Source organism: Pigmentiphaga sp. MLSB6-MA01, assembly GCF_058793475.1.
Genome location: NZ_JBXAFV010000009.1, coordinates 216000 through 236925 on the forward strand (window position 1 = coordinate 216000; position 20926 = coordinate 236925).

General features: G+C 64.2%; 20 protein-coding genes and 1 pseudogene. 9 read left to right on the forward strand and 12 right to left on the reverse strand.

Going from position 1 to position 20926, the window contains the following annotated elements; genetic code table 11:
• Positions 1-33 precede the first annotated feature (33 nt).
• Together AC1Q6E_RS16580 and AC1Q6E_RS16585 are read right to left on the reverse strand one after the other, a co-directional pair.
• Positions 34-1032, reverse strand: coding sequence for a Bug family tripartite tricarboxylate transporter substrate binding protein (locus tag AC1Q6E_RS16580; RefSeq protein WP_152800235.1), 999 nt, complete (start codon positions 1030-1032; stop codon positions 34-36).
• Positions 1033-1098: 66 nt separating this feature from the next.
• Positions 1099-2082: a Bug family tripartite tricarboxylate transporter substrate binding protein gene (locus AC1Q6E_RS16585; protein ID WP_152800234.1), complete on the reverse strand. Its 984-nt coding sequence runs from the start codon at positions 2080-2082 to the stop codon at positions 1099-1101.
• A gap of 304 nt (positions 2083-2386) precedes the next feature.
• Here AC1Q6E_RS16585 and AC1Q6E_RS16590 point away from each other — a divergent pair, with 304 nt between their 5' ends.
• Positions 2387-3142 (forward strand): hypothetical protein, encoded by a 756-nt coding sequence (locus AC1Q6E_RS16590; protein WP_296554943.1) that lies wholly within the window; start codon positions 2387-2389, stop codon positions 3140-3142.
• Positions 3143-3215: 73 nt separating this feature from the next.
• On the opposite strand, the gene AC1Q6E_RS16595 is transcribed toward AC1Q6E_RS16590, so the two are convergent.
• From AC1Q6E_RS16595 to AC1Q6E_RS16605, 3 genes are read right to left on the reverse strand one after another with little or no spacing between them, the layout of a single operon-like run.
• Entirely contained in the window at positions 3216-3449 is a 234-nt protein-coding gene (locus tag AC1Q6E_RS16595; RefSeq protein WP_152800233.1) for a hypothetical protein, read from the reverse strand.
• On the reverse strand, positions 3433-4860 hold the full coding sequence (locus AC1Q6E_RS16600) for an FAD-dependent oxidoreductase (protein ID WP_152800232.1): 1428 nt from the start codon (positions 4858-4860) through the stop codon (positions 3433-3435). Before AC1Q6E_RS16600 ends, AC1Q6E_RS16595 begins: the two co-directional genes overlap by 17 nt.
• 44 nt (positions 4861-4904) lie before the next feature.
• Positions 4905-5201 (reverse strand): YciI family protein, encoded by a 297-nt coding sequence (locus AC1Q6E_RS16605; protein ID WP_152800231.1) that lies wholly within the window; start codon positions 5199-5201, stop codon positions 4905-4907.
• Positions 5202-5322: 121 nt separating this feature from the next.
• Between AC1Q6E_RS16605 and AC1Q6E_RS16610 the strand changes: the two genes are divergently transcribed.
• Genes AC1Q6E_RS16610 through AC1Q6E_RS16620 form a run of 3 tightly spaced genes read left to right on the forward strand, consistent with a single transcriptional unit; the run spans position 5323 to position 8408 of the window.
• On the forward strand, positions 5323-6114 hold the full coding sequence (locus tag AC1Q6E_RS16610; protein ID WP_152800230.1) for an SDR family NAD(P)-dependent oxidoreductase: 792 nt from the start codon (positions 5323-5325) through the stop codon (positions 6112-6114).
• Between the two features lie 14 nt (positions 6115-6128).
• Positions 6129-7544, forward strand: coding sequence for an FAD-dependent oxidoreductase (locus AC1Q6E_RS16615; RefSeq protein WP_152800229.1), 1416 nt, complete (start codon positions 6129-6131; stop codon positions 7542-7544).
• A 24-nt stretch (positions 7545-7568) separates the two neighbouring features.
• Complete coding sequence (locus AC1Q6E_RS16620) at positions 7569-8408, forward strand: SDR family NAD(P)-dependent oxidoreductase (protein WP_152835800.1); 840 nt, start codon at positions 7569-7571, stop codon at positions 8406-8408.
• Positions 8409-8424: 16 nt separating this feature from the next.
• Here AC1Q6E_RS16620 and AC1Q6E_RS16625 read toward each other — a convergent pair whose 3' ends face one another.
• Positions 8425-9168, reverse strand: coding sequence for an IclR family transcriptional regulator (locus AC1Q6E_RS16625; RefSeq protein WP_492573119.1), 744 nt, complete (start codon positions 9166-9168; stop codon positions 8425-8427).
• Positions 9169-9252: 84 nt separating this feature from the next.
• Positions 9253-10014 carry an SDR family NAD(P)-dependent oxidoreductase gene (locus AC1Q6E_RS16630; protein ID WP_152799178.1) on the reverse strand — a complete coding sequence of 254 codons (762 nt, stop codon included), beginning with the start codon at positions 10012-10014 and terminating at the stop codon, positions 9253-9255.
• A gap of 101 nt (positions 10015-10115) precedes the next feature.
• Here AC1Q6E_RS16630 and AC1Q6E_RS16635 point away from each other — a divergent pair, with 101 nt between their 5' ends.
• Both AC1Q6E_RS16635 and AC1Q6E_RS16640 read left to right on the forward strand, forming a co-directional pair.
• The gene (locus AC1Q6E_RS16635) at positions 10116-11519 is read left to right on the forward strand and encodes an MmgE/PrpD family protein (RefSeq protein ID WP_296554938.1); all 1404 of its coding nucleotides are present in this window, start codon (positions 10116-10118) and stop codon (positions 11517-11519) included.
• A gap of 20 nt (positions 11520-11539) precedes the next feature.
• Entirely contained in the window at positions 11540-12571 is a 1032-nt protein-coding gene (locus AC1Q6E_RS16640) for an Ldh family oxidoreductase (protein WP_492573120.1), read from the forward strand.
• Positions 12572-12621: 50 nt separating this feature from the next.
• On the opposite strand, the gene AC1Q6E_RS16645 is transcribed toward AC1Q6E_RS16640, so the two are convergent.
• From AC1Q6E_RS16645 to AC1Q6E_RS16665, 5 genes and pseudogenes are all read right to left on the reverse strand, one after another.
• Positions 12622-13629 (reverse strand): Bug family tripartite tricarboxylate transporter substrate binding protein, encoded by a 1008-nt coding sequence (locus tag AC1Q6E_RS16645; RefSeq protein ID WP_296554936.1) that lies wholly within the window; start codon positions 13627-13629, stop codon positions 12622-12624.
• 39 nt (positions 13630-13668) lie between these two features.
• The gene (locus AC1Q6E_RS16650) at positions 13669-14445 is read right to left on the reverse strand and encodes an SDR family oxidoreductase (RefSeq protein WP_492573121.1); all 777 of its coding nucleotides are present in this window, start codon (positions 14443-14445) and stop codon (positions 13669-13671) included.
• A gap of 2 nt (positions 14446-14447) precedes the next feature.
• On the reverse strand, positions 14448-15566 hold the full coding sequence (locus AC1Q6E_RS16655) for a CapA family protein (RefSeq protein WP_152799195.1): 1119 nt from the start codon (positions 15564-15566) through the stop codon (positions 14448-14450).
• 46 nt (positions 15567-15612) lie between these two features.
• Positions 15613-15777, reverse strand: a pseudogene (locus tag AC1Q6E_RS16660) (rubredoxin); the annotation flags it as partial.
• A gap of 59 nt (positions 15778-15836) precedes the next feature.
• Entirely contained in the window at positions 15837-17990 is a 2154-nt protein-coding gene (locus AC1Q6E_RS16665; RefSeq protein ID WP_492573122.1) for a 3-hydroxyacyl-CoA dehydrogenase NAD-binding domain-containing protein, read from the reverse strand.
• Between the two features lie 126 nt (positions 17991-18116).
• On the opposite strand from AC1Q6E_RS16665, the gene AC1Q6E_RS16670 reads away from it, so the two are divergent.
• Genes AC1Q6E_RS16670 through AC1Q6E_RS16680 form a run of 3 tightly spaced genes read left to right on the forward strand, consistent with a single transcriptional unit; the run spans position 18117 to position 20892 of the window.
• Entirely contained in the window at positions 18117-19289 is a 1173-nt protein-coding gene (locus tag AC1Q6E_RS16670; RefSeq protein WP_492573123.1) for a thiolase family protein, read from the forward strand.
• Positions 19289-19705, forward strand: coding sequence for a Zn-ribbon domain-containing OB-fold protein (locus AC1Q6E_RS16675; protein WP_152799204.1), 417 nt, complete (start codon positions 19289-19291; stop codon positions 19703-19705). Before AC1Q6E_RS16670 ends, AC1Q6E_RS16675 begins: the two co-directional genes overlap by 1 nt.
• A gap of 17 nt (positions 19706-19722) precedes the next feature.
• On the forward strand, positions 19723-20892 hold the full coding sequence (locus tag AC1Q6E_RS16680; RefSeq protein ID WP_492573124.1) for a lactonase family protein: 1170 nt from the start codon (positions 19723-19725) through the stop codon (positions 20890-20892).
• The last annotated feature ends 34 nt before the right edge of the window (positions 20893-20926 follow it).

Consider the following 20926-nt stretch of genomic DNA (forward strand, 5'->3'; position numbering starts at 1 on the left):
GCGCCGGGATGCGAGGCATCCCGGCGCTCCGCGTCATTGGCTGCCCGCCTTGATCCCGGACTGCTGGATGATGGTTCCCCAGCGGGAGTACTCATCCGCGATGTAGCGGCCCATTTCCGCGCTCGTCATGGTCCGAGGCGTCGCGCCCTGTGTCAGGAAGTGTGCACGGACCTCCGGGGTCTCCATCACTTTGCGTATTTCCTGGCTCAGCCGGTTGGCGATGCCAGGAGGTACACCGGCCGGCGCCACCATGCCGTACCAACCCGAAGCGGTGCCGATCTCGGAGATGCCGAGTTCCGCAAAAGTGGGTACGTCGGGCAGGAGGGGCGATCGAACCGCGCCGGTGACGGCGAGCGCGCGAAGCTTGTTCGACTTGATGCCTGCGAGCGCGGCGACGACGGTGGGCATCGATGCATCGACGTGGCCTGCCATGACGTCGGTCAGCGCAGGGGCGGATCCCTTGTAGGCGACGAAGTCGAACTTGACGCCCGCCGCGCGTTGCAGGAGTTCGCTCGCCAGGTGCCCGGGTGCGGCTTGCCCCGTGGTGGCGACCGAAAGCGGGGTGGGGCGGGATTTGAGTCCATTGATGAAAGCGCCCAGATCCGAGCCCGGGATCGCCGGGTGGGTGACGAGCACATTGGGCACGTCGGCGACCATCGATATCGGTGTGAAATCCTTGATCGGGTCGGCCTTGTCCGTCCCGTAGAGATAGGGGTTGGTGGTCAAGCCCATGGTCGTGATCAGCAGCGTGTAGCCGTCGGGTTTCGCCGCCGCCGCGTGCGTCGCCGCCACCAGGCCATTGGCGCCCGGCCGGTTCTCCACGACGATGGTCTGGCCCAGTACCGGACCGAGGTACTGGGCAATGGCTCGAGCGACGAAATCGCCCGAGCCGCCAGGGGCGAAGCCGACTAGGAGGGAAATGGGTTTGGCGGGGTAGGCGGCTTCCCTGGCGACCGCGGGCGAGAGCAGGCTGGCCACCATCGCGGCCACCGCCGTCACGGCCATCAAATGCCGGCGTCGATTTGTCTTCATGTCATCCTCCGGTGTGCTTTGGCAGCACATTGATAGGGACTGCGGAACGCGGCAGTCCCGGGGTCGTCAGTTGCTCAGGTTGATCTTGCTTCTGAAACCCTGCCACTTGGCGATGTCCTCGGTGACGAACTTCTTGAAACTCTCAGGCGTGCTGACTTGAGGATCGAAGAACTTGTCTTGTAGGTACTTGATGGCATCGGGGTCGCGAGACACGGCATTCACCGCGGCATTGAGCTTGGCGATGACGTCGGAAGGGGTGCCCCTGGGTGCCAGGAGGCCATAGTACGTATAAGGATCCACGCCACCGAGTCCCGGTGTTTTCGATTCCGATAACGCGGGGACGTCGGGGATTGCCTTGGAGCGTTGAGAGCCCGTGATGGCGATGCCGCGTACCTTGCCATTCAGAATCTGTGGCACCGCACCCTGCAAGGGCCCCAGTCCGAAGTGGACGGAGCCTTCGGCAATGGCATTCATGATCTCGGCATCGGCCTTGTAGGGAATGTGAATGGCATGGCTATGGCCGGCGTTGAGCAGATACTCGGTTTGCAGATGGCTGGCCGAGCCCACGCCCGACGAGCCATAGTTCAGCTTGTCCGGATTGTCCCTGCCGTATTGCAGCAGTTCGTCTATGGTCTTCGCGGGGATCTTGGGGGATGCGATGATCGCGCCCGGCGCCGACGCCGCCAAGGCGACGAACTCGAAGTCTTTCAGGGGGTCGTAGGGCAGATCGGTGCGGACGCCGGGTCCCTGCGACAGGGAAGAACCTGTTGCCAGGAACAGTGTGTAGCCGTCAGGCCGGGCAGACGTGGTGCCGCGTATGGCGACGAGCTGGGAGGCGCCCGGCTTGTTCTCCACGACGACGGGCGACTTGAGCGCTTCCCCCATCTTCAAGGCGTAGTACCTGGCCACCGCGTCGGTCGATCCTCCCGCGCTGAATCCGATCAGTATCTTGATCGGCCTTGAAGGAAAGTCGGATGCCTGGACGGGAATCGTGGCCGCGGCCAGCGAGATGCCACAGACCAAAGATAGAACGCGCTTCTGCAACCACATGGGTGTCTCCTGCCTGAGTAGTTTGTCTCTTGCGTCCAGCTCCAGGTGACCTGTGGTCGCCTGATCGTCGATCGCCGCTGCACAGACTACCTTAAAAATTATCATTGAGTGAAATTAGTTTCAATGTTCGGAACTTGTTGGCGGGGCCGTCGGTCGTGTTCAATTACTCGTCTTTTGGTTTCATTGTTCGGAACCTGTGCTATTCAATAAAACCTCATGATAAGATACGAACCAAGTTGGCTGGGAAGGGGTGAGCTCTCCTGGTGGCGATATCCAAACCGAGCTTGGCACATAGGAGCTGATCATGATTTACGCACGCAGCGGTGCAGAAGCGCTTTCAGAGCGTATCGAGATTGTTTCGCCCGGTACCGGGCATCTTCATTGGGGGACGGTGTTCTTCGGACCTCGCAGTTCCAGGGAGCGCGCACCCGGTCCGCAGGCCACGATGTCGGAGCTGGACGCGGACGAGTCCCTCGTGCCGCATTTCCATGGCGTTTCCATGTTCCAGTTGTTCATCGCGGGATCTGGAACGATCGGCAACCGGGGACAGCAGTTGAAGCCGCTGACGATTCAGTTCAAGGATCACCACACGGCCTATGGACCGATCACGGCCGGTCCGCAAGGCCTGTCCTTCGTTGCCTTGCGGATGTTCACGGGGAACTCGGAGCCGGTCTACCTGAACGCGGAGGGTTACCGCGATCGCTTGAAGCCCAGCAAGCGGCGCAATCTGACGTCCGAGCCGGTCGCGTTCTCGATTGAGCCGCTGCTGCGGTCGAGAAAGGATGTTTCATGGGAGACCATGTTCAAGGGCGAAGACGACGAGATGCATGCAAGTGTCGTGCGCCTGGGGGCGGGCATGACGGTCGAAGGGCCGGATCCGCGCCAGTCCGGAGGCTACTACGTGTTTGTCGGCAATGGCTCGATCATTCACGAGGGCGCGGAGCTGGCGTTGTGGTCGATGGTCGTTGTCGAGAACAGCGAGTCGCCCTATACCATTGAAGCGGGCAAGGATGGCGCCGAGGTCCTGGTCCTGGAGTTCCCCAAGAGCGACCTGGAGTGAATGGGGAAAGTGGGGGAGCGGCGCTTGCGCCTTGCTCCCCTCTTTTTTTGCATCGGGCAGGCCGAGAAACCGGCTATTTGGGCAGCAGCATATCGACGATGACTCTCACCAGTTCGACATAGCTGCGCAGGATGAGGTACAGGAACGCCGCCAGCGCGGCGCCGATGGGCAGGGCGACGGGATAGCCGTGCGCCAGCCATACCCAGATGCTGAGCAACAGCAGAGCCAGGGCGGAAACGGGGGGCAGGAGGTCGCCGCGGGCAACGATGAGATTCAGTATCCGATACGGGTCATTGGGGGTGGCCATCTGGGCTCCTTTGCCATGCGGCGATATGGTCGGCGGCCCGCAGCGCGGTGACCGTGGATCTGGTCAAGCCGCCCAGGTAGGCGACATGCTCGCCTCCTTCCAGCCCGCCCGCGGCGCAGCCGGCGGCGTACAGCCCGGGAATGGGCCTGTCGTCCGCGTCCATGACGCGAGACTTGCCGTCGATGGCCAGGCCACCCATCGTGTACGTCATGCCGGCGCACAGGCGAACCGCGAAGTACGGACCCTGGCGCAGGGAGTAGGGCTTCAGGCGGTCGGAGGTCCTGGGAGGGGCCAGGGATTCCGTTTTTCCCTGCTCGACGGCGTCGTTGTAGTCCGACACCGTTTTCTCCAGGTGCTGGGGATCCAGGTCCAGTTTTTCGGCTAGTTCGGAGACGGTCGAGGCCGTGTATACGGTCGCCCCTTTCTGGGACAGTTGCGGATTGGCCGGCGAAATGAATTCGCGCCCCGGCCCGGTCCACACCGCTTCGTTGAAGATCGCAACCGTGCCCAGAGGGTCGTCCTGGCCGGCAATGGCGTTGACGAGATAGACTCCGCCGCGTCCTTCGTCGGCGATGCGGCGGCACGAGGCATCGACGACGATCCCCGCGCCGCAGAGGAAGTCGGCGATCGGAAACGGGGACAGGGCGTCGTTGCCCATGGCTTCCCGGGCAAGGATGTGCCCGTAGAACCGGTTCATGCCGACGACCTGAGCACCCGCCTGCATCGCCATTTGCAGCCCGTCGCCGGTGCCGCTTCCCGAATTCCGCTGCCTGATCTTCTCGGGGCTGCCCGTGATGTAGCGAGCGACAAGCTCGGGGTTCGCCTGGAAGCCGCCGTCGCAGATGACGACGGCCCCCGCGTGGACCCGCAGTGGCGTGCCCTGGCGCAGCACGTCCACCCCGATACATCGGTCCGCGTCCATGACCAGCGTGTTCGCCCTGGTGCCGAGCAGGACTTCACCGCCGTTCCTGATCAGCTCCGCAGTCAGCGTCCGGATCAGCACGTCGCCTCCGCGTCCTTCCCAATACCTGCTTTGGTTCAGGTTGATGGGGGGCGCCAGGGAGTGCTTTCTGAAGATCTCGTGTCCGACCTTGATGAAGCGCACGCCTTTTGCTTTCAGCCATGCCGTCGCTCCGTGGATGTCGCCGGCAAGGGCCTGGACGAGCTCCGGGTTCGCGGTGCCCCGCGTCCGTTGATTGATGGCTTCGAGTATGACTTCGGGCGGGTCGTCCACGTCCCGGTGGGCAACGTGGAAAGCACCCCCCGCGATACGGGTATTGCAGGGATATCCATCGTCGACTCCCTTTTCGAGGACGGCGGTCCTGATCTTGAGTTCCGACAGACGTAGAGCGGTGGACAGGCCGGCAATGCCGGCGCCGATGACCACGGCTTCGTAATTGAGCTCTTGCATTTGGATTCCGGTCGATCGGTTGGAGCGGGCGGGGATGGGGAGTCTCAGGCCGCCCGCTCGGGGAAGAATCGACCTTTCCGGATGCGCCGGATCACCACCGTGTCGAAGACGCCGGCGCGGTAGAAGGGTTCGTTGTGGACGAACGCCTCGGCATCCCCGCGCGTCGGGGCGTTGACGATGTACAGGCTGCCGATATTGGCCGACCCGTCGTCTTCTTCCTGGGGGCCGGTGAAGAAGATGTGTCGGGCGTTGTCGTCCAGGTACTTGCGGTGCTCGGCGAGCAGGCGGTTGCGTGTCTCCAGTTGCGACGGCTTGTCCGTGCTCATGATCATCCAAAGCATGGCTGTCTCCCTTTAAGGTTTCGAATAATGGAACTGGTATTGATTAACAGAACTCATGATACCATGCGGCCATCGAATCTCAATCATTTATGTGTCGGCGAACCAGGGGTAAGGAGGCGTCATGCGGCTGTTGGATCGGGTTGCTGTCATTACCGGAGGAGCTTCTGGAATCGGGCGGGCCATTGCCGACCGGTTCGTGGAAGAGGGGGCGCGTGTCGTGATCGCGGACCTCAGCGCCGAGGCCGGCGCCAGGGCGGCGGACGAGATCAATGGCGCGGGCTCGCGCGGGTCGGCTGCGCACTACGCCGTGGACGTCAGCGCGAGGGACCAGGTGAGGCATTTCGCCACAGCGGTGCAGGAACGGTTCGGGCGCATCGATGTGCTGATCAACAATGCGGGGGTGACCCGCTACCGTCCGTTCCTGGAGGCCGCTTCGGAGGACTGGAACGCCGTGCTGGATGTCGACCTGAAGGGGGTTTTCTTCTGCGCTCAGGCGGTTGCGCCGGCGATGGTCAGTCAGTCCTACGGGAAGATCGTCAATATCGCATCCGTTTCCGGTACCGGGTGTTCCGCCCATGCCGCGGGTGGTTCGCCGGGAGGCAACGCCGCCTACGCGGCGGCCAAGGCCGGAGTGATACAGCTGACCAAGACCTTGGCGCGGGAACTCGGGCCCAGCGGCATCAATGTGAACTGCGTCGCGCCGGGATTCTTCCTGACTCCCCTGACCGGCAGTACCCGGACCCCGGAGCAAGTCAAGGAACACGTTGCTGCCCGTGCCGGCATGGCCGTGCTGAACCGGCCGGGGAAGGTCATCGAGCTGGCCAACAGCGTGCTCTTTCTTGCCTCCGACGAGGCGAGCTTCATCGCCGGGCAGACCTTGTTCGTGGATGGCGGACGAACCGACAGAATGTGAACCGGGGACGGCATATGGCTTCGGACCGGAAGTATGTCTGCGACGTGGCGGTGATCGGAGGGGGGATCTCCGGTTTGGTCGCGGCGGTGAGGTGCGCCCAGGGAGGTTTGCGCGTCCTGGTGTTGGAGCGCCAGTCCGGCGAGCGCTACCTGTGCAATTCGCGCTTGAGTGCTGGTGTGTGGCACATCTGCGCGTCGGATGTCCTGGAAGCGCCCGCGGTGCTGGAATCGAAGATACTCGCGGCCACGGGTGGAGAGGCCGATCCCGCCCTGGCGTGGATGGTGGCGCATGAGGCGGCGCGGGTGATCGACTGGCTGAGGACGCTCGGTGTTCGCTTCATGAAGGGGCCGTACGCCTATCAGCGGTTCGTGATGGCTCCGCCGGCGGTATCGCCGCAGGGCGCTGCGTGGGAAGGGCGCGGGCCCGACGTGGCGCTGCAAATGCTCGAAGAAGCATTGAACGGGCTTGGCGGGAGCCTGCTGCGTGGGCACCGGGCCACCGGACTGGAGACGCGGCAAGAAGGGATCGGCGGTCTTCGCGGCTTGACGCAGTCGTCCGAGCCGTTCGAGGTACGCGCCGGAAATGTGATCATCGCCGACGGTGGATTCCAGTCGGATCCGGGGCTGGTCAGGGAATGGATCGCTCCCGATCCGGGCCGCGTGCTGGCAAGGAATTCGCGGGCCTCCAGCGGCGACGGTCTGCGGATGGCGCAGGAGGCGGGTGGCGCGGCCAGCGATTTGCGGGGTTTCTATGGTCATCTCCTGTCGAAGGATGCCGCGTGGAACGAGGCCCTCTCTCCGTATCCTTACCTGGATTACCTGGCGACGGCGGGGGTGGTGGTCGATGCGGCGGGTAAACGGATTGCCGACGAGGGCCTGGGCGGGGTCTTTCTTGCCAATCGGATTGCCGCGCGCTCCGGTCCGGGCGACCACTTCGTCGTCACTGACCAGCGGATCTGGGAAGAATGTGGAACCTTTCGGATGACTTCGCCGAATCCGTTGCTGGCCAGGCTCGGGGCAACGATGTACCAGGCGGATTCCATCGAAGCCGTCGCCGGGCTGGCGGGGATCGATGCATCGGGCCTGGCCAGCACGGTTGCGGCGTACAACCGGGCGGTGGCGAATGGTTCGACCGCCGGCCTCGACCCGGAGCGCAGTGCGGACAAGTACAAGCCGTGGCCGCTCGCGGTGCCGCCCTACCATGTCTTTCCCGTGCTGCCGGGTATCACCTACACGATGGGGGGGATCGCCATTGATGCGCACGCACGGGTAGTCACGGGAACGGGGACTCCCGTCGCGCATCTCTACGCGGTGGGATGTGCATCGGGTGGCCTGGAGGGTGGTACCCGGCACGGGTATGTGGGCGGGTTGGTCAAGTCGGGTGTGACCGGCCTTCGGGCGGCGGAACACATCCTCGGTATTCCTGCCTGAAAAAAATCAATGAATGGAGGAGCGATGAGCGGATCTTCTCGAGTCGGCGAAGGATGGTCGACTGGCCAGCGCCTGCGGGCGAAGGTGGCGGTGGTTATCGGCGGTGGCCAGAGTCCGGGGGAAGGGACGGGCAACGGGCGGGCGGCGGCCATGCGTTTTGCCCGGGAGGGCGCCAGGGTGCTGGTCTGCGACCGCAGTCCCGAAGCGGCGCAAGCGACGTCCGCGCTGATCGTGGAGGAAGGATTCGAGGCCGTGGCCTGCAAGGCGGACGTGACGGTCGAGGAGGATCTGGCCGCGGCGATGGAACTGGCGCTTAGGCTGTGGGGCCGGCTCGACATCCTGCACAACAATGTTGGCATCAGCCTGGCCGGAGGCGACGCCGATCTGCTCGACATCACGGAAGAGAGTTTCGATTTCGTGAGCCGGGTGAATCTCAGGGGAACCGTGTTCGCCTGCAAACATGCCGTTCCCATCATGCGCAAGCAGGGAGCGGGAGCCATCATCAACGTTGCCTCGGCGGCCGGGCCTGGCCTTTATCCCTATGTCGCATACAAGGCGTCGAAAGCGGGCGTGATTGCTTTCACCGAACAACTGGCCTTGCAGAACGCCGGGTACGGCATCCGGGCAAACGCGATTCTTCCCGGCCTGATCGGGACGCCCATGGCGGTGGAAGCCCGGGTCAGCAAGTTCGGAAAATCCCGGGAAACCGTGGAAGCCGAGCGCGCCGCCAAAGTCCCGCTGAAGCGGCAGGGAACGGCATGGGACGTGGCCAATGCCGCGCTCTATCTTGCTTCCGAGGAGGCCGGTTTCGTGACTGGCGTGTCGTTGCTGGTCGATGGCGGACGGATCCTGAACCGGCTGTAGCGCCGTGCCGCCGGTATTACAGTGTTGCCCCGACCGATCCGCCGAAATGGCGGGAGATTTCCGTCGTGCCTTCCAGGAGTTCCTTGGTAAAGCGCTTCTCGTTGGACTGCATGCGTATCGTCGGGCCGCCGATGGACATGCAGTATTTCACGTCGTCGTTGACGTCGAAGATGGGGGCGGAGATCGCGGTCACGCCAAGCAGCCGCTCGCCGTGCGAGATCGAGAATCCCGCCTGGCGGACTTCTTCGAGTTCGCGCACGACTTCCGCCTGGGTAAGCTTGCGCGCCCGAGCCAGCGCGGACAGCAGCGGCGTGAGGTCCTTCTTCGGCATGTAGGCCAGGAGAACCTTGGTGGCGGAACCCGCGACCAGGGGAACCTGTTCGCCGGGCTGGATCACGCTGCGCAGCGAAGATGCCGCGGATACCGCGTCCACGCAGACGCGGTTCTTGCCGATGATGGTATGGATGGAGACCGTTTCGCTGACTTCCTCGGCGATGCGAGCCATGATGGGCCGCGAGATCTCGCGTATGCCCAGCGTGCTTTTCACGAGCCCCGCGAGCCTGAGGAACCGGAGGGAAAGACAGTACTGCTGATCTTCGAGCCGGATCAGGTAGCCGGCTTTCTCCAGGCTGTGCACGATCCGGAATGCCGTCGATTTCGGAAGATCTATCCTGTCGGATATCTCTTGCAGGGTGAGGCTCGTGCGGTCGGCCGTGAAGGATTCGAAGATCGCAAGAATTCTTTGTACGGAGCGCATCATGATGTCGAGGTCATCTGCCAGGAAAGGGGTGCCAGCTTATGAAATGGGTTTTATTGCCCGGAATTCCCGCCGGGATCCTGCCTACTATACTTGACTTCCCCGGCCCGGGTCGCCGTAGCAGCCCTGCGTGATGGTGCTGCGGCCACCGTCCACGATGATGTTCGCGCCGTTGACGTAGCCCGCGGCATCGCTCGCCAGGAACAGCGCCACATGGGCAACGTCCTCGGGGGTTCCGGTCCGGCGGGAAGGGGTGAGCGCGACCAGTTGCTCATCCTTGGGGCGGACGATGCCGTCCCGGATTCCGCCCGTGGAAATGCAGTTGACCCGAAGGCCGTATCGGCCGAGATCATGGGCCATGACGTGAGTCAAGGCCACGAGCCCCCCTTTGGCGGCCGAGTAGGCGGCGATGGACGGGTTGCCCAGGACGCCGTCTATCGATCCGTGATTGATGACGCACCCTCCGGGACGCTGCTTCATCAGGGGCAGAAAGCCCTGCGCGCAGACGAACGCCGCGGTCAGGTTGCGGCCGATCATCGCGGCCCAGGTCTGGCTGGTGGTGGTTTCGAAGGATTGTTCGACCACCCGGCCGGCCAGGTTGAAGAGGATGTCGACCCCGGCGACGGAGCGGGCGCATTCCTTTGCGATCCGGCGCACGTCGTCCTCGTTCGTGACGTCGACGAGAAAATCCGGAGATGCGGGGCGGTCGCCGCCAGGACGGGACCAGCCGTCCGCGCTGTCATCCAGGCGTATGACGCGGGCGCCAGCCGCCGTGAAGAGAGCCGCCGCGGCCCGGCCGATTCCATAGGGATTTCCGGTAATCACAGCAGTCTTTCCGTGCAAGTCCATGGGGGTATCCAGTTATTTCATTGATTGAAACTAAGACTGGCTATCGAAACTTGAATGGTACCATCGAAGAATACGCCAGAACATCTGATGGAGACTGAGCCATGTCCATGCCGACCCGCATCGGCGCCAGTGCGGCGCCAGGCAATGCCAATCGGTTGCTCGAGTTTCTGCATGGCGTCGGGCAGATGCCGGAATCGGCGGCGACGGACAAGGCTCGGTGGTGCCTGTTGGATACCTTGGGTTGCGGCCTGCTCGGATCACAGCAACCCTGGGGAAAAATAATTCAGGACGATGTCCTGGCGGGAGGCTGCCAGGGACGCTCCAGCATTCTGGGCCGGCCGCGCAGGGCAGGGGCGAGCCAGGCCGCGCTGTGCAATGGCACGGCGATGCACGGATTCGAGCTGGACGACCTGTTGTCCGCCGCCTTGATCCATCCCGGGGCGGTCGTCGTCCCGGCAGCCCTGGCGGCATCGGAGGCTGTCGATGCGGACGGTCTCTCGCTGCTCAGGGGGATCGTCGCGGGATACGAGGCAACCGAACGTATCAGTCTTGCGCTGGGAACGGATCCATCCAGCAGGGGGTTCCACAAGACGAGTGTCGTCGGGCCGGTGGCGGGCGCGGTCGCCGCCGGCGTATGCATGGGGCTGGAATTCCAGAAGCTCCAGTGGGCCGTGGGATTGGCATGCTCGTGCGCGTCGGGCATCAAGAATTTTGCGACCGGCGGCGGCGCGGGCATGGTGAAGAGGCTGCATGCGGGCCGGGCCGCGGAGGCCGCGGTGCGGGCCGTGATGCTGGCCGACCGGGGCTTTACCGCTCCGCCCGGCGCGATAGACGGCAAGTTCGGGCTGATCGAGGCGTTCGGTGGCGCATCCGCCAGGCCCGATTTGCTCGATGCGCAGTTGGGGGCCCGATGGGCGCTTGATGACGTGTGGGTCAAGGTCTATCCGATCTGTGGCTGGATACAAGGTGTCGTCCAATTGCTGCTCGCGATGCGGGCGAGCCGTTCCTTGGACCCGGCCGAGGTCGAGAAGGTGACGGTCGCGACGAGTTCGTTCGCCGTCCAGTACAACGGCAGTACCGAGATCGTCGACACCATGGATGCCCAGTACAGCATTCCATATTGCACGGCGGTGGCCTTGACGGGAGATCCGATGAATCCCGGCGAATACGGCGGCGAGCGGATCCGGGATCCCCAGCGACGCGCTCTGGCCTCGAAAGTGGAACTGAAGGTGGACGCCGAGGCGGACGCCGTCTATCCCCAGCGCTTCGCCTGCCGTGTCGTCGTCTTGTTGAAGGACGGATCCCGGTTCGAGGCGAGAACGCAGGATGCGCACGGAACCCCGGGTAGTCCGTGTTCCGAGCAGGAGAGGGTGGACAAGTTCTCCAGGCTGAGCGAACTGGCGGGACTTGGCCTGGACGTTCCTTCCATGGTCGAGAGTGTCCGTCGCCTGTCATCGGATACGTCGGTCCGCAAGCTGATGAACCATCTGCAACCTGCCCAGTGACCCCCTCCACCGGAGATGCCATGAATACCCGATTGCTGGACGAACCGACCGCCGACACGGTACGAATGAGCGTTGCCGAGGCCCGAGCCCTCGGCGAGGCCGCGTTGTTCAAGATCGGTTTTACCCAGGACGAGGCCGCGATGGTGGCCGAACATCTGGTGGATGCCGCGACGTGGGGCTACGAGTTCGCAGGGTTGCCCCGGATACTGGTGATTGCCGAAAGGCCCGAGCTGCAATGGCCGCGCCAGCCCGTGTCCGTTGTCAAGGAAACTGCGGTCTCGGCGCTGCTCGACGGCGGCAATCATGTCGGGTACGTGTCGATTCCACGCGCCGTCGATGTCGTGCTGGAGAAGGTCAGGGGTTCCGGCGTCGCGGTCGTGGGGCTTCGGAACAGTTGGTTCGCCGGTCGCAATGCGTACTATCTCGAGCGCATCGCCAGGGCCGGATACGCGGTGGTGTATTTCGGCAGCAGCACGCCCACGGTCGTTCCACCGGGGGCCGCCAGGAAGATTCTTGGCACCAATCCCCTCGCGATCGCCTTGCCGGGGAAAGACAATCCATTCATTTTCGATATGGGCACCGGTGCGGTGATGACCGGTGAGATCATGCTCAAGTCATTCCTGGGCGAGGAGTTTTCTGAGATCGTCGGCATCAATGCACGTGGCGCGCCAACCCGGGTGGCGAGCGAGCTGAAGGACGGCGGCGTGTTTCCGTTCGGCGGGCACAAGGGCTATGGCGTATCGCTGGCCATCCAGGCGATGGGCCTGCTGGCGGGTTCCCGGTTCAGGTTGGGCGAGGTGAGCGACTTCGGTTCGCTGTTCGTCGCATTCGACCCGGAATTGCTCATGCCGCGCGAACAGTTCGTTGCCGAACTGGACGAACTGCTCGGCAAGGTGAAGGCCTTGCCGCGCCAGGCGGGTGTTTCCGAGATCCGAGTGCCGTCCGAACGAGGTTTCAGGGAAAGGGAAATCAGGCGCCAGGAGGGTATCCTGGTGCACCGGTATGTGGTCGAGCGGCTCAACCAGATCTGCCTGGCGGCCAATTCCGCCTGAGCAGCGAAGCGCTCCGGCGCCGGTTGCGGGCCGGGCCGGAACGCTGTCGATCACTCGGGTTGTATCCCCGCCTCGCGCAGTTCGGTGGACCATCGGGCCAGGTCTTTCCGGGCCCAGTCCGTGAAGGCCTGGGGGGTGCTGCCGATAAGCGTGAAACTGAGACTCTCCAGCTGTTTGCGCACGTCCGGGGTTTCGAGGATGTCCGCCAGCTTCCTGCTCAGTTTTTCGATGATGGCGGTGGGCGTCTTCGCCGGCGCCAGCATGCCGTAGCAGGTGTTCACTTCGAAGCCCGGGAAACCCGCCTCCGCCAAGGTCGGGACGTCGGCGACCAGCGGCAGGCGCTGCGATGACGTCACCGCGAGTGGCTTGACCCGGCCTTCCCGAGCATATGGCACCATTTCGTGGGGGGCCGAGAAGAGCATGTTCACCTCGCCGGCCAGCATGGCCTTGTTCGACAGTCCGGCGCCCTTGTAGGGGACGTGGACCATTTGCAGTTTCGCCCTCTGCTGGAAGAGCATCGCCGAAAGATAGCTGGTCGTACCTATGCCGGAGGAGCCGAAAGTCAGGCCGTCCGGTCTGGATCTGGCGTAGGCGACGAGTTCGCCTACCGACTTGACCGGTATGGATGCGTGGACGACCAGCATGTTGGGTGCGCATGCCAGGAGGGAAATCCGCTCGAAATCGTTCATCGTGTCGTACGGCAGCTTCTTGTAGAGGCTGGGGTTCAGCGTATAGCCGCCGGCGATGAGCAGGAGCGTGTAGCCGTCCGGGCTGGCCTGGGCTACCGCGGACGTTCCGATGATGCCGCCCGCCCCCGGACGGTTGTCGACGACGACGGTCTTGCCCCAGCTTTCCGTCAGCTTGGCGCCGAGGAAGCGTGCCAGTACGTCTATCCCTCCTCCCGGCGACGACGGCGCGATGATCCGGATCGTCTTGTCGGGGTAGGCCTCGCTGTTGCCGGCTTCCCGGCCTTGAGCCCAGGCGGCCTGGGATCCGGCCAGGAGAAGCACAGCAATTGCCAGCGTGGAACGACGAGGGTTCTGCATTGCCTTGTTCATGACGGTCTCCAGTGATCTTCTGGTTGCCATTGAAGGGGGCTAGAAGATGGCGCCCACCATGCCCCCCTCCACGTTGATGGACGACCCGGTGACGAATCCGGCCTGCCTGGATGCCAGGAACGCGACGACGCCGCAGACTTCGTCCTGCGAGCCCATGCGGCCAAGCGGCGTGAGTTTTTCCCTGGCGGCGGTCTGTTCCGGCGTGTAGGCGCCCTGGCCGCTTCGATGCGGCGTGTCGATCAAGGCGGGGGCGACACAGTTGGCCGTGATGCCCGCATGGCCCACTTCATTGGCCAGGTGCTTGACGTAGGTGCCCACGCCGGCCCGGAAGACGGTGGAGAGGCTGTGGTGAGGCATGGGCTGCTTGACCGAGGCCGAGGTGACGGCAATGATCCTGCCCCATCCCCGCCCGAGCATGGCCGGAACGAGTTCCGTGGCGACCTGGATGACGCTCCAGAGCTGGTTCTGGTAGGCCTGTGTCCAGCGCGTTTCATCGGTTTCATCCAGCGTCGCGCGCAGGGGATTGGGGGCACGGCCGGTATTGAGGATGAGAATGTCCGGACCTCCCAGCTCCGCGCCGACGGTTTGCCGCAATCGCGCGACATCGGGCTGCGCCAGCATGTCGCCGGGCACGGCGATGGCGCGAACCCCGTATTTCTCCCGGATTTCGTCGGCGACGGCCTGCAGCTTGTCGGCGCTGCGGGCGAAAAGCACGACGTTCGCGCCTTCGGCGGCCAGCGCATGCGCGATGTTGCGCCCCATCCCCCCGCTGGAGGCGGTTATCACGGCGGTCTTGCCTTGAATGCCAAGATCCATGATTACTCCGCGAGAACGACGACTTCGTTGCCGTCGACGACAAATTTGTGCGGCATGTCTTCCGACACCCATTCCATATAGTCGAGAACCTGGGCGAACCGGGGATCTGCCTGCTCGAGCGGTTCCGGACGATAGCGGTCGTCGAACGACATGGGAACGAAGGAGATCCGGCTCACTCCCGAGGGCGAGGCCGATATCTTGGCCAGCAGCCCTGTCGTGCAGTCCTTGCCATAGGGCATGAGCGGGAAAGCGGGGTCGAGATCCGCGTGATTGCGCACGGCGCCATGCATCCAGGCGGGCTCCTTCCAGGATGGGGCCGCGAACGATTTGGTCATGGCGAAAACCCCGAGGCTGTAGAAAATGGGTTTCCCCCGATAGACCTCGATCGCCTTGGGGACGTGCGGCGCATGGCCGACGACGACATCGGCCCCCGCGTCGATGGCGGCGTGGGCAACGATGACCTGGTAGTCGGAGATGACCCGGGGCAGGCGGATGACACCGGAATGAAAGGCAAGGACGACGACGTTGGCCTTCGCGCGCAGTGCCCGGATGTCGTCGAGCAGGCGGGACAGGTCCGCCGCGTCGGGCTCGGTGTGGATACGGACCGGCTGGTGCGGACCGCGCGTCTCGTACATCGTCTTGATCCGGATGGCGGTGACGCCCGGGCGATTGGCTCCCGCCTCGCTGCCCGCCGCCGCGACCGAGGTGTACCCGAGGTACCCGATCTTGACGCCATTGCGTTCGACGATGGCTGGTTGCCGGGCCTCGTCGAGGTCGCGGCCCGCCCCCGTTACCTGGATGCCCCGCTCGGTCAGCAGCGCGCGAGTGTCCAGCATGGCCTCGGGGCCGCTGTCGAAGCTGTGATTGTTGGACATCGTGACGGCATCGAATCCGCCATGGGAGTAGATGTCGGCCATTTCGATCGGCTGTCCCACCTGCGGCGCGTGTTCGGCGCGGACGTTACGGTTGGAGTAGGTCCGCATGCAGTTCACGAACCGGATGTCCGCGGCGCGCAGCACCGGGCCGATGAGTTCCGTATATCCCTCGACGGGGAATCCTTCCGACGGGCCGTGGGTCGGCCCGCAGTCGCCGCCGATCACCACTGTGACGTTGCTGGGCATTTCGTCTCCTGATAGTAAGGGTGCCCCGCCATGGGGCCCATGCCATTCAAATCTCGATCATTTCGAAGTCTTGCTTGCCCGCGGAGCATTCCGGACAGATCCAGGTCTCGGGCACGTCCGCCCAGCGGGTTCCGGGAGGAATGCCTTCGCCGGGCATGCCCGCGGCCTCGTCGTAGATGAAGCCGCAGAGTACGCACTGCCAGGTCTTGTATGGGACGCCGGCACATGCTTGCGCCGTGGCCGGTGCCGTGTTTGGATCGTTCATGTCCATCATTTCGTGGAGTGGGTCGAGGGCTGGGGAACCAGGGAGGGCAAGAACGCCGTTTCAGGAGCGACGGCTTCGCGCAGCCTGCCGTTTTCGCCGGCGACCCGGGCCAGCAGCGGGCTGGGTTTCCAGCGTTTGCCGTACCGTTCGTGCCATGCCTGGACCTGGTACAGGATCGCGGGCGCGCCTATGCCATCCGCCCAGTACATCAGTCCGCCGCGATGCCGGGGGAAGCCGAAGCCATTGAGCCACATCGCATCGATGTCGCTCGCGCGAAAGGACTTGCCTTCGTCGACGATCTTGCATGCTTCGTTGACCGAGGCGAACAGCAGCCGGTGGAGAATCTCCTCGTCCGTGAACTCCCTTTGGGGGATGCCGAACTCCCGCGCGATGTCGGCGATGACCTGGTTGACGACGGCATCCGGGCGGGGCGTCCTGTCGTTATTCTCGTACCGATACCAGCCGGCGCCATTCTTCTGGCCATGGCGGCCCATTTCGACCAGGCGATCCGGCACGTGGAGCTTGCGATAGTCAGGGTCTGCGGCGGCGCGGCGCTTGCGGGTGTCGTAGCTGACGTCCAGGCCGGACAGGTCGCTGACCGCGAATGGCCCCATGGGATAGCCGAAATCCATCATGACCTTGTCGATCTGCCAGGGCAGGGCGCCTTCTTCGAGAAGCAGCATCATCTCGGTCACGAGCGGCGCCCGGCTCCGGTTCGCGGCGAAACCGTCGCAGGAACCGGCGACCACGCTGATCTTGCCCAAGGCTCGTCCCATCGCCGCGGCGCGGCCGAGCGTGTCGATCGTGGTGGCGTCCCCGGCAACGATCTCGCATAGCTTCATGACGTTCGCCGGAGCGAAGAAATGCGCGCCGGCCACGGATCCTGGCCGCTTCGTGGCGCGAGCCATGACATTGATGTCGATCGCGGACGAATTGGTCAGCAACAGGGCGCCAGGTTTCATCACGACGTCCAGCTTGCCGAAGATGTCCATCTTCAGGTCGACTCTTTCGAATACCGCCTCGATGACGGCGTCGCAGTCACCTATGCTTTCATAGCGGCTCGCCGGCTCGATCCGGGCCAGCCGTTCCTGCATCTGTGCCGGGGTGAGGCGCTTGCGCCGGATGCGTGCATCGTAGGTCGACCGGATGCGTTCCATGCCGCGTTTCAGGGCCTCGGGCGTGGCTTCGAGCATCTTGACGGGAATGCCGGCATCGGCGAAGGCGATCGCGATGCCGCTGCCCATGGTTCCCCCGCCCACCACCGCGGCGGAACGGACTCCGTCGCCCGCGGGTGGCTTCGCGATGCCGGGGATCTTGCCGGCCGTTTTCTCCGCGAAGAATGCGTATCTCAGGGCCTTGGCTTCGTCGGAGTCCTCGAGTTCGGAAAAACGATCGTGCTCGAGCGCGATGCCCGCATCGACATCCACGCTCAGCGAGGCGGCCACCAGTTCGATGGCATAGCCTGGCGCTTTCAAGGGCGATTTCTTGCGGGCTGCCGCCTGGCGTGCCATTTCGATGATTTCCGGTTTTTCCCGGTCGGCGGTCCGCCATGCCGTCAGGGCGGATGTCTTGCGCAGCGGCCGTTCGAGTGCGATCCGGCGGGCAACGCCCGCCGCGAACGCCACCAGATCTCCGGTGGCGATCTCGTCGATCAACCCCAAGGCGAGTGCTTCGTCCGCGCCGGCCTGCCTGCCGGAGAGGATCATGTCGAGCGCGGCCGCGGCGCCGATCAACCGGGGGAGCCGCTGGGTGCCGCCGCCGGCGGGAATGATGCCCAGCTTGATCTCCGGCAGGCCGAGCCTGGCGGCCGGTGTCGCAATGCGGTGGTGACAGGCGAGGGCATGTTCCAGTCCGCCACCCAGGCAATAGCCGTCCATGGCCGCCACGACAGGTTTTTCGCTGGCCTCGATGGCCGCGGCGCTGGTCCGGCTGGTTACCGCGCGCGTTTTTCCGAACTGCCGGATATCGGCTCCGGCTATGAAGTTGCGGCCGGCTCCCGTCAGCACGATCGCATCTACCGCCGGATCCTCGTTGGCCGCCTTGACGAGGTCGATGATGCCCTCGCGCATGCCGGGCGCCAGGGCGTTAACGGGTGGATTGCGCAGGGTGATGATGCCTACGCGTTCACGTATTTCGTAGCTGACTACCTCGTCGTTCATGGGGGAACCTCAATTCTGTTGCGCTATCGGGGCGGATCGGCAGTTGCCTCGCGCCGTGGTCAGTATGCTATCATGAGTTCCTATAGATGGTATTGGTTTCAATGAATGGAACTTCTTGGGGGCGGAATGGCGATAAATGATCATGCGTACATCGTCGGGGCCTACGAGCACCCGCTGCGCCACGCGCCGGACCATTCCGTCGCGAGGCTGCATGCCGAGGTGGCGAAAGGAGCGGTCGAGGACGCGGGTTTGTCCAAGGACGACATCGACGGGTTCTTCTGTGCCGGTGACGCGCCGGGCGCCAACCCGTGGTCCTTGGCCAACTATCTCAACCTGCGCAAGCTGAAATACCTGGATTCCACGGACATGGGCGGATGTTCGTACCTCATGCACGTGGCGCACGCCGCGCAGGCGATTGCCGCCGGCCGATGCAATGTTGCATTGATCACCCTTGCTGGCCGTCCGAGGTCCGAAGGCATATCCGGAACGCAGGTGCGGGTCAGGGGTGCGAATCTTCCTGAATCGCCCTACGAGATGCCGTATCGGCCGGTGACCTTGAATCTGTACGCCATGTGCGCGATGCGCCACATGTATGAGTTCGGGACGACGCCGGAGCAACTCGCGTGGGTCAAGGTTGCGGCGTCGCGCCACGCCCGGCACAACCCCAACGCGATGCTGCGCAAGCCGGTATCCGTGGAGGAGGTCCTGGCGTCGCCGCTGATCTCCGATCCGTTGCATCGCCTCGATTCCTGCGTGGTCACCGATGGTGGGGGAGCGATCGTGGTCGCGCGTGCGGAGGTAGCCGCGCAGTTGCATCGGCCCCGGATACGCATCAAGGGATACGGAGAAACCACCAAGCACCAGGATGCGGGAAAGATCGATCTGACCTACACCGGACAGGCCTGGAGCGGCCCCCGGGCCTTCGAGGCCGCGGGCGTCGGGCCGGGCGACATCCAGTACGCCTCGATCTACGACAGTTTCACCATCACGGTGCTGCTGCAACTGGAAGACCTCGGCTTCTGCAAGAAGGGCGAGGGCGGACGGTTCGTCCAGGACGGAAACCTGGTCGCGGGCATAGGCAGGATGCCGGTGAACACGGATGGCGGCGGCCTGTGCAACAACCATCCTTCCAACCGTGGCGGGATGACGAAGATCATCGAGGCGGTCAGGCAGCTCCGGGGGGAAGCGCACCCGGAATTGCAGGTCCCGGGGTGCGCGTTGGCGCTGGCATCAGGCATAGGCGGCGCGATCGGCCACCGCCATGGCGCGGCGACCTTGATCATGGAACGGGAGGCGTGATGACGGAGCAGCGCAACGAAGTCCAAATACCCGGGGACCCCGCATTGAACCCGGGCGACGAGCAATATTTCATCGCGGCCCGGAACGGAAGCCTGCTTGTCGGCGCGTGCCGGGCATGCGGGGAACTCCATCACTACCCGAGATGCCTATGCCCGTTCTGCTGGAGCAGCGATGTCGAGTTGAAGCCGGCGGCAGGCACCGGGACGATCTATACGTTCAGCGTCACCCGCAAGGGACCGGACACGCCTTACTGCATCGCCTATGTACAGCTGGATGAAGGGCCGATCATGATGACGAACATCGTGGATACCGACCTGGACCGTGTCCGGATCGGGCAGCGGGTCAGGCTCGTATGCGTTCCCACCGATGGGGAGTACGCCATTCCGATGTTTTCCCCGGCGCAGGCAGGTTCCTGAATGAACAGGAGAAACCGATGAGCGGCACGGTGGTGTTGTACGGCGCGGTGGGGGATGTATTGACCCTGTATGAGATCGATCGGGCCCGGGCCTCGTTGACGAGGCGGGCGGAATTCCGGATGCCGAATCGCGTGCAATATGCCTGGAGGCATCCGGCGCTACCGGTTCTGTATGTGACGACCGCCAGTTCCGGCCCCCGGACGCATTCCAGGGACAACCAGGTCACCGCTTTCCGTATCGACGAGGCGGGCGGGCTGCGCCAGCTCGGCGAGACGCGCGGCCTGGCCGCCAGGGCGGTTCATCTCTGCGTCGATCCGCGGGGGAAGTTCGTCATCAACGCGCACAACTTCCCGCGATCGTGGGTGACGGTCCATAGGATACGGCCCGACGGATCGCTCGGGGAAGAGGTCGGGCAAGGCGAACAGACCGATTTCGGGAGTTATCCGCACCAGGTGATGACCTTTCCCAACGCACGGTCGGCATTGATCGTCGACAGGGGAAACCATGCGGCCAATGGCAGGCCCGAGGATCCGGGAGCGCTGCGGATCTATCCCATGGACGATGGTCGGCTGGTCGCGGGGCAGGTGGTCGCGCCGGAGGGCGGATTCGGATTCGGACCGCGCCACGTGGCGTTCCACCCGGGCAAGCCGTGGCTGTACGTGGCGGACGAACGCCACAACCGCCTGGCCATGTTCCGGGTGCAGGACGGCGCGGTCGAAGCACGGCCGGCATATGTGGTCACGACGCTGGAGAACGCCCGGGAGGCAGGGCCGCGGCAGCTCGTCGGGGCCATTCATGTCCATCCTCACGGGCGCCATGTCTATGTCGCCAATCGTGCCGATGCGACCGTGGAGGCGGGAGGGCGAAAAGTGTTCGCGAACGGCGAAAACAGTATCGCCGTCTTCGAGATCGATCCGGCCAGCGGCGAACCCGTGCGCATCCAGAATGCGGACACTCGTTCCTTCCACGTCAGGACGTTCGCGCTGGATCCTGCCGGCGGCCTGCTCGTGGCAGCGAGCATCAAGGCGATGGACGTCCTGCGGGACGGCGAGATCAAACACGTTCCCGCGGCGCTTTCCGTTTTCCGCATCGGCCCGGACGGGCGGCTGGAGTATGTGCGCAAGTACGACGTGCCGTTGCCGGAAGGGGAGCTGCAGTACTGGATGGGCATGGTCGAGCCGGCGTAGCACCTTATCGCAACCGGCGAAGAATCGAAGTCGA

Coding starts and splice junctions, on each gene's coding strand:
- AC1Q6E_RS16620 (WP_152835800.1), top strand. CDS start 7,569: ATGAGCGGATCTTCTCGAGTCGGCGAAGGATGGTCGACTGGCCAGCGC.
- AC1Q6E_RS16655 (WP_152799195.1), bottom strand. CDS start 15,566: ATGCCCAGCAACGTCACAGTGGTGATCGGCGGCGACTGCGGGCCGACC.
- AC1Q6E_RS16625 (WP_492573119.1), bottom strand. CDS start 9,168: ATGATGCGCTCCGTACAAAGAATTCTTGCGATCTTCGAATCCTTCACG.
- AC1Q6E_RS16670 (WP_492573123.1), top strand. CDS start 18,117: ATGGCGATAAATGATCATGCGTACATCGTCGGGGCCTACGAGCACCCG.
- AC1Q6E_RS16595 (WP_152800233.1), bottom strand. CDS start 3,449: ATGGCCACCCCCAATGACCCGTATCGGATACTGAATCTCATCGTTGCC.
- AC1Q6E_RS16615 (WP_152800229.1), top strand. CDS start 6,129: ATGGCTTCGGACCGGAAGTATGTCTGCGACGTGGCGGTGATCGGAGGG.
- AC1Q6E_RS16650 (WP_492573121.1), bottom strand. CDS start 14,445: ATGGATCTTGGCATTCAAGGCAAGACCGCCGTGATAACCGCCTCCAGC.
- AC1Q6E_RS16680 (WP_492573124.1), top strand. CDS start 19,723: ATGAGCGGCACGGTGGTGTTGTACGGCGCGGTGGGGGATGTATTGACC.
- AC1Q6E_RS16635 (WP_296554938.1), top strand. CDS start 10,116: ATGTCCATGCCGACCCGCATCGGCGCCAGTGCGGCGCCAGGCAATGCC.
- AC1Q6E_RS16610 (WP_152800230.1), top strand. CDS start 5,323: ATGCGGCTGTTGGATCGGGTTGCTGTCATTACCGGAGGAGCTTCTGGA.
- AC1Q6E_RS16630 (WP_152799178.1), bottom strand. CDS start 10,014: ATGGACTTGCACGGAAAGACTGCTGTGATTACCGGAAATCCCTATGGA.
- AC1Q6E_RS16645 (WP_296554936.1), bottom strand. CDS start 13,629: ATGAACAAGGCAATGCAGAACCCTCGTCGTTCCACGCTGGCAATTGCT.
- AC1Q6E_RS16605 (WP_152800231.1), bottom strand. CDS start 5,201: ATGCTTTGGATGATCATGAGCACGGACAAGCCGTCGCAACTGGAGACA.
- AC1Q6E_RS16585 (WP_152800234.1), bottom strand. CDS start 2,082: ATGTGGTTGCAGAAGCGCGTTCTATCTTTGGTCTGTGGCATCTCGCTG.
- AC1Q6E_RS16590 (WP_296554943.1), top strand. CDS start 2,387: ATGATTTACGCACGCAGCGGTGCAGAAGCGCTTTCAGAGCGTATCGAG.
- AC1Q6E_RS16665 (WP_492573122.1), bottom strand. CDS start 17,990: ATGAACGACGAGGTAGTCAGCTACGAAATACGTGAACGCGTAGGCATC.
- AC1Q6E_RS16640 (WP_492573120.1), top strand. CDS start 11,540: ATGAATACCCGATTGCTGGACGAACCGACCGCCGACACGGTACGAATG.
- AC1Q6E_RS16675 (WP_152799204.1), top strand. CDS start 19,289: ATGACGGAGCAGCGCAACGAAGTCCAAATACCCGGGGACCCCGCATTG.
- AC1Q6E_RS16580 (WP_152800235.1), bottom strand. CDS start 1,032: ATGAAGACAAATCGACGCCGGCATTTGATGGCCGTGACGGCGGTGGCC.
- AC1Q6E_RS16600 (WP_152800232.1), bottom strand. CDS start 4,860: ATGCAAGAGCTCAATTACGAAGCCGTGGTCATCGGCGCCGGCATTGCC.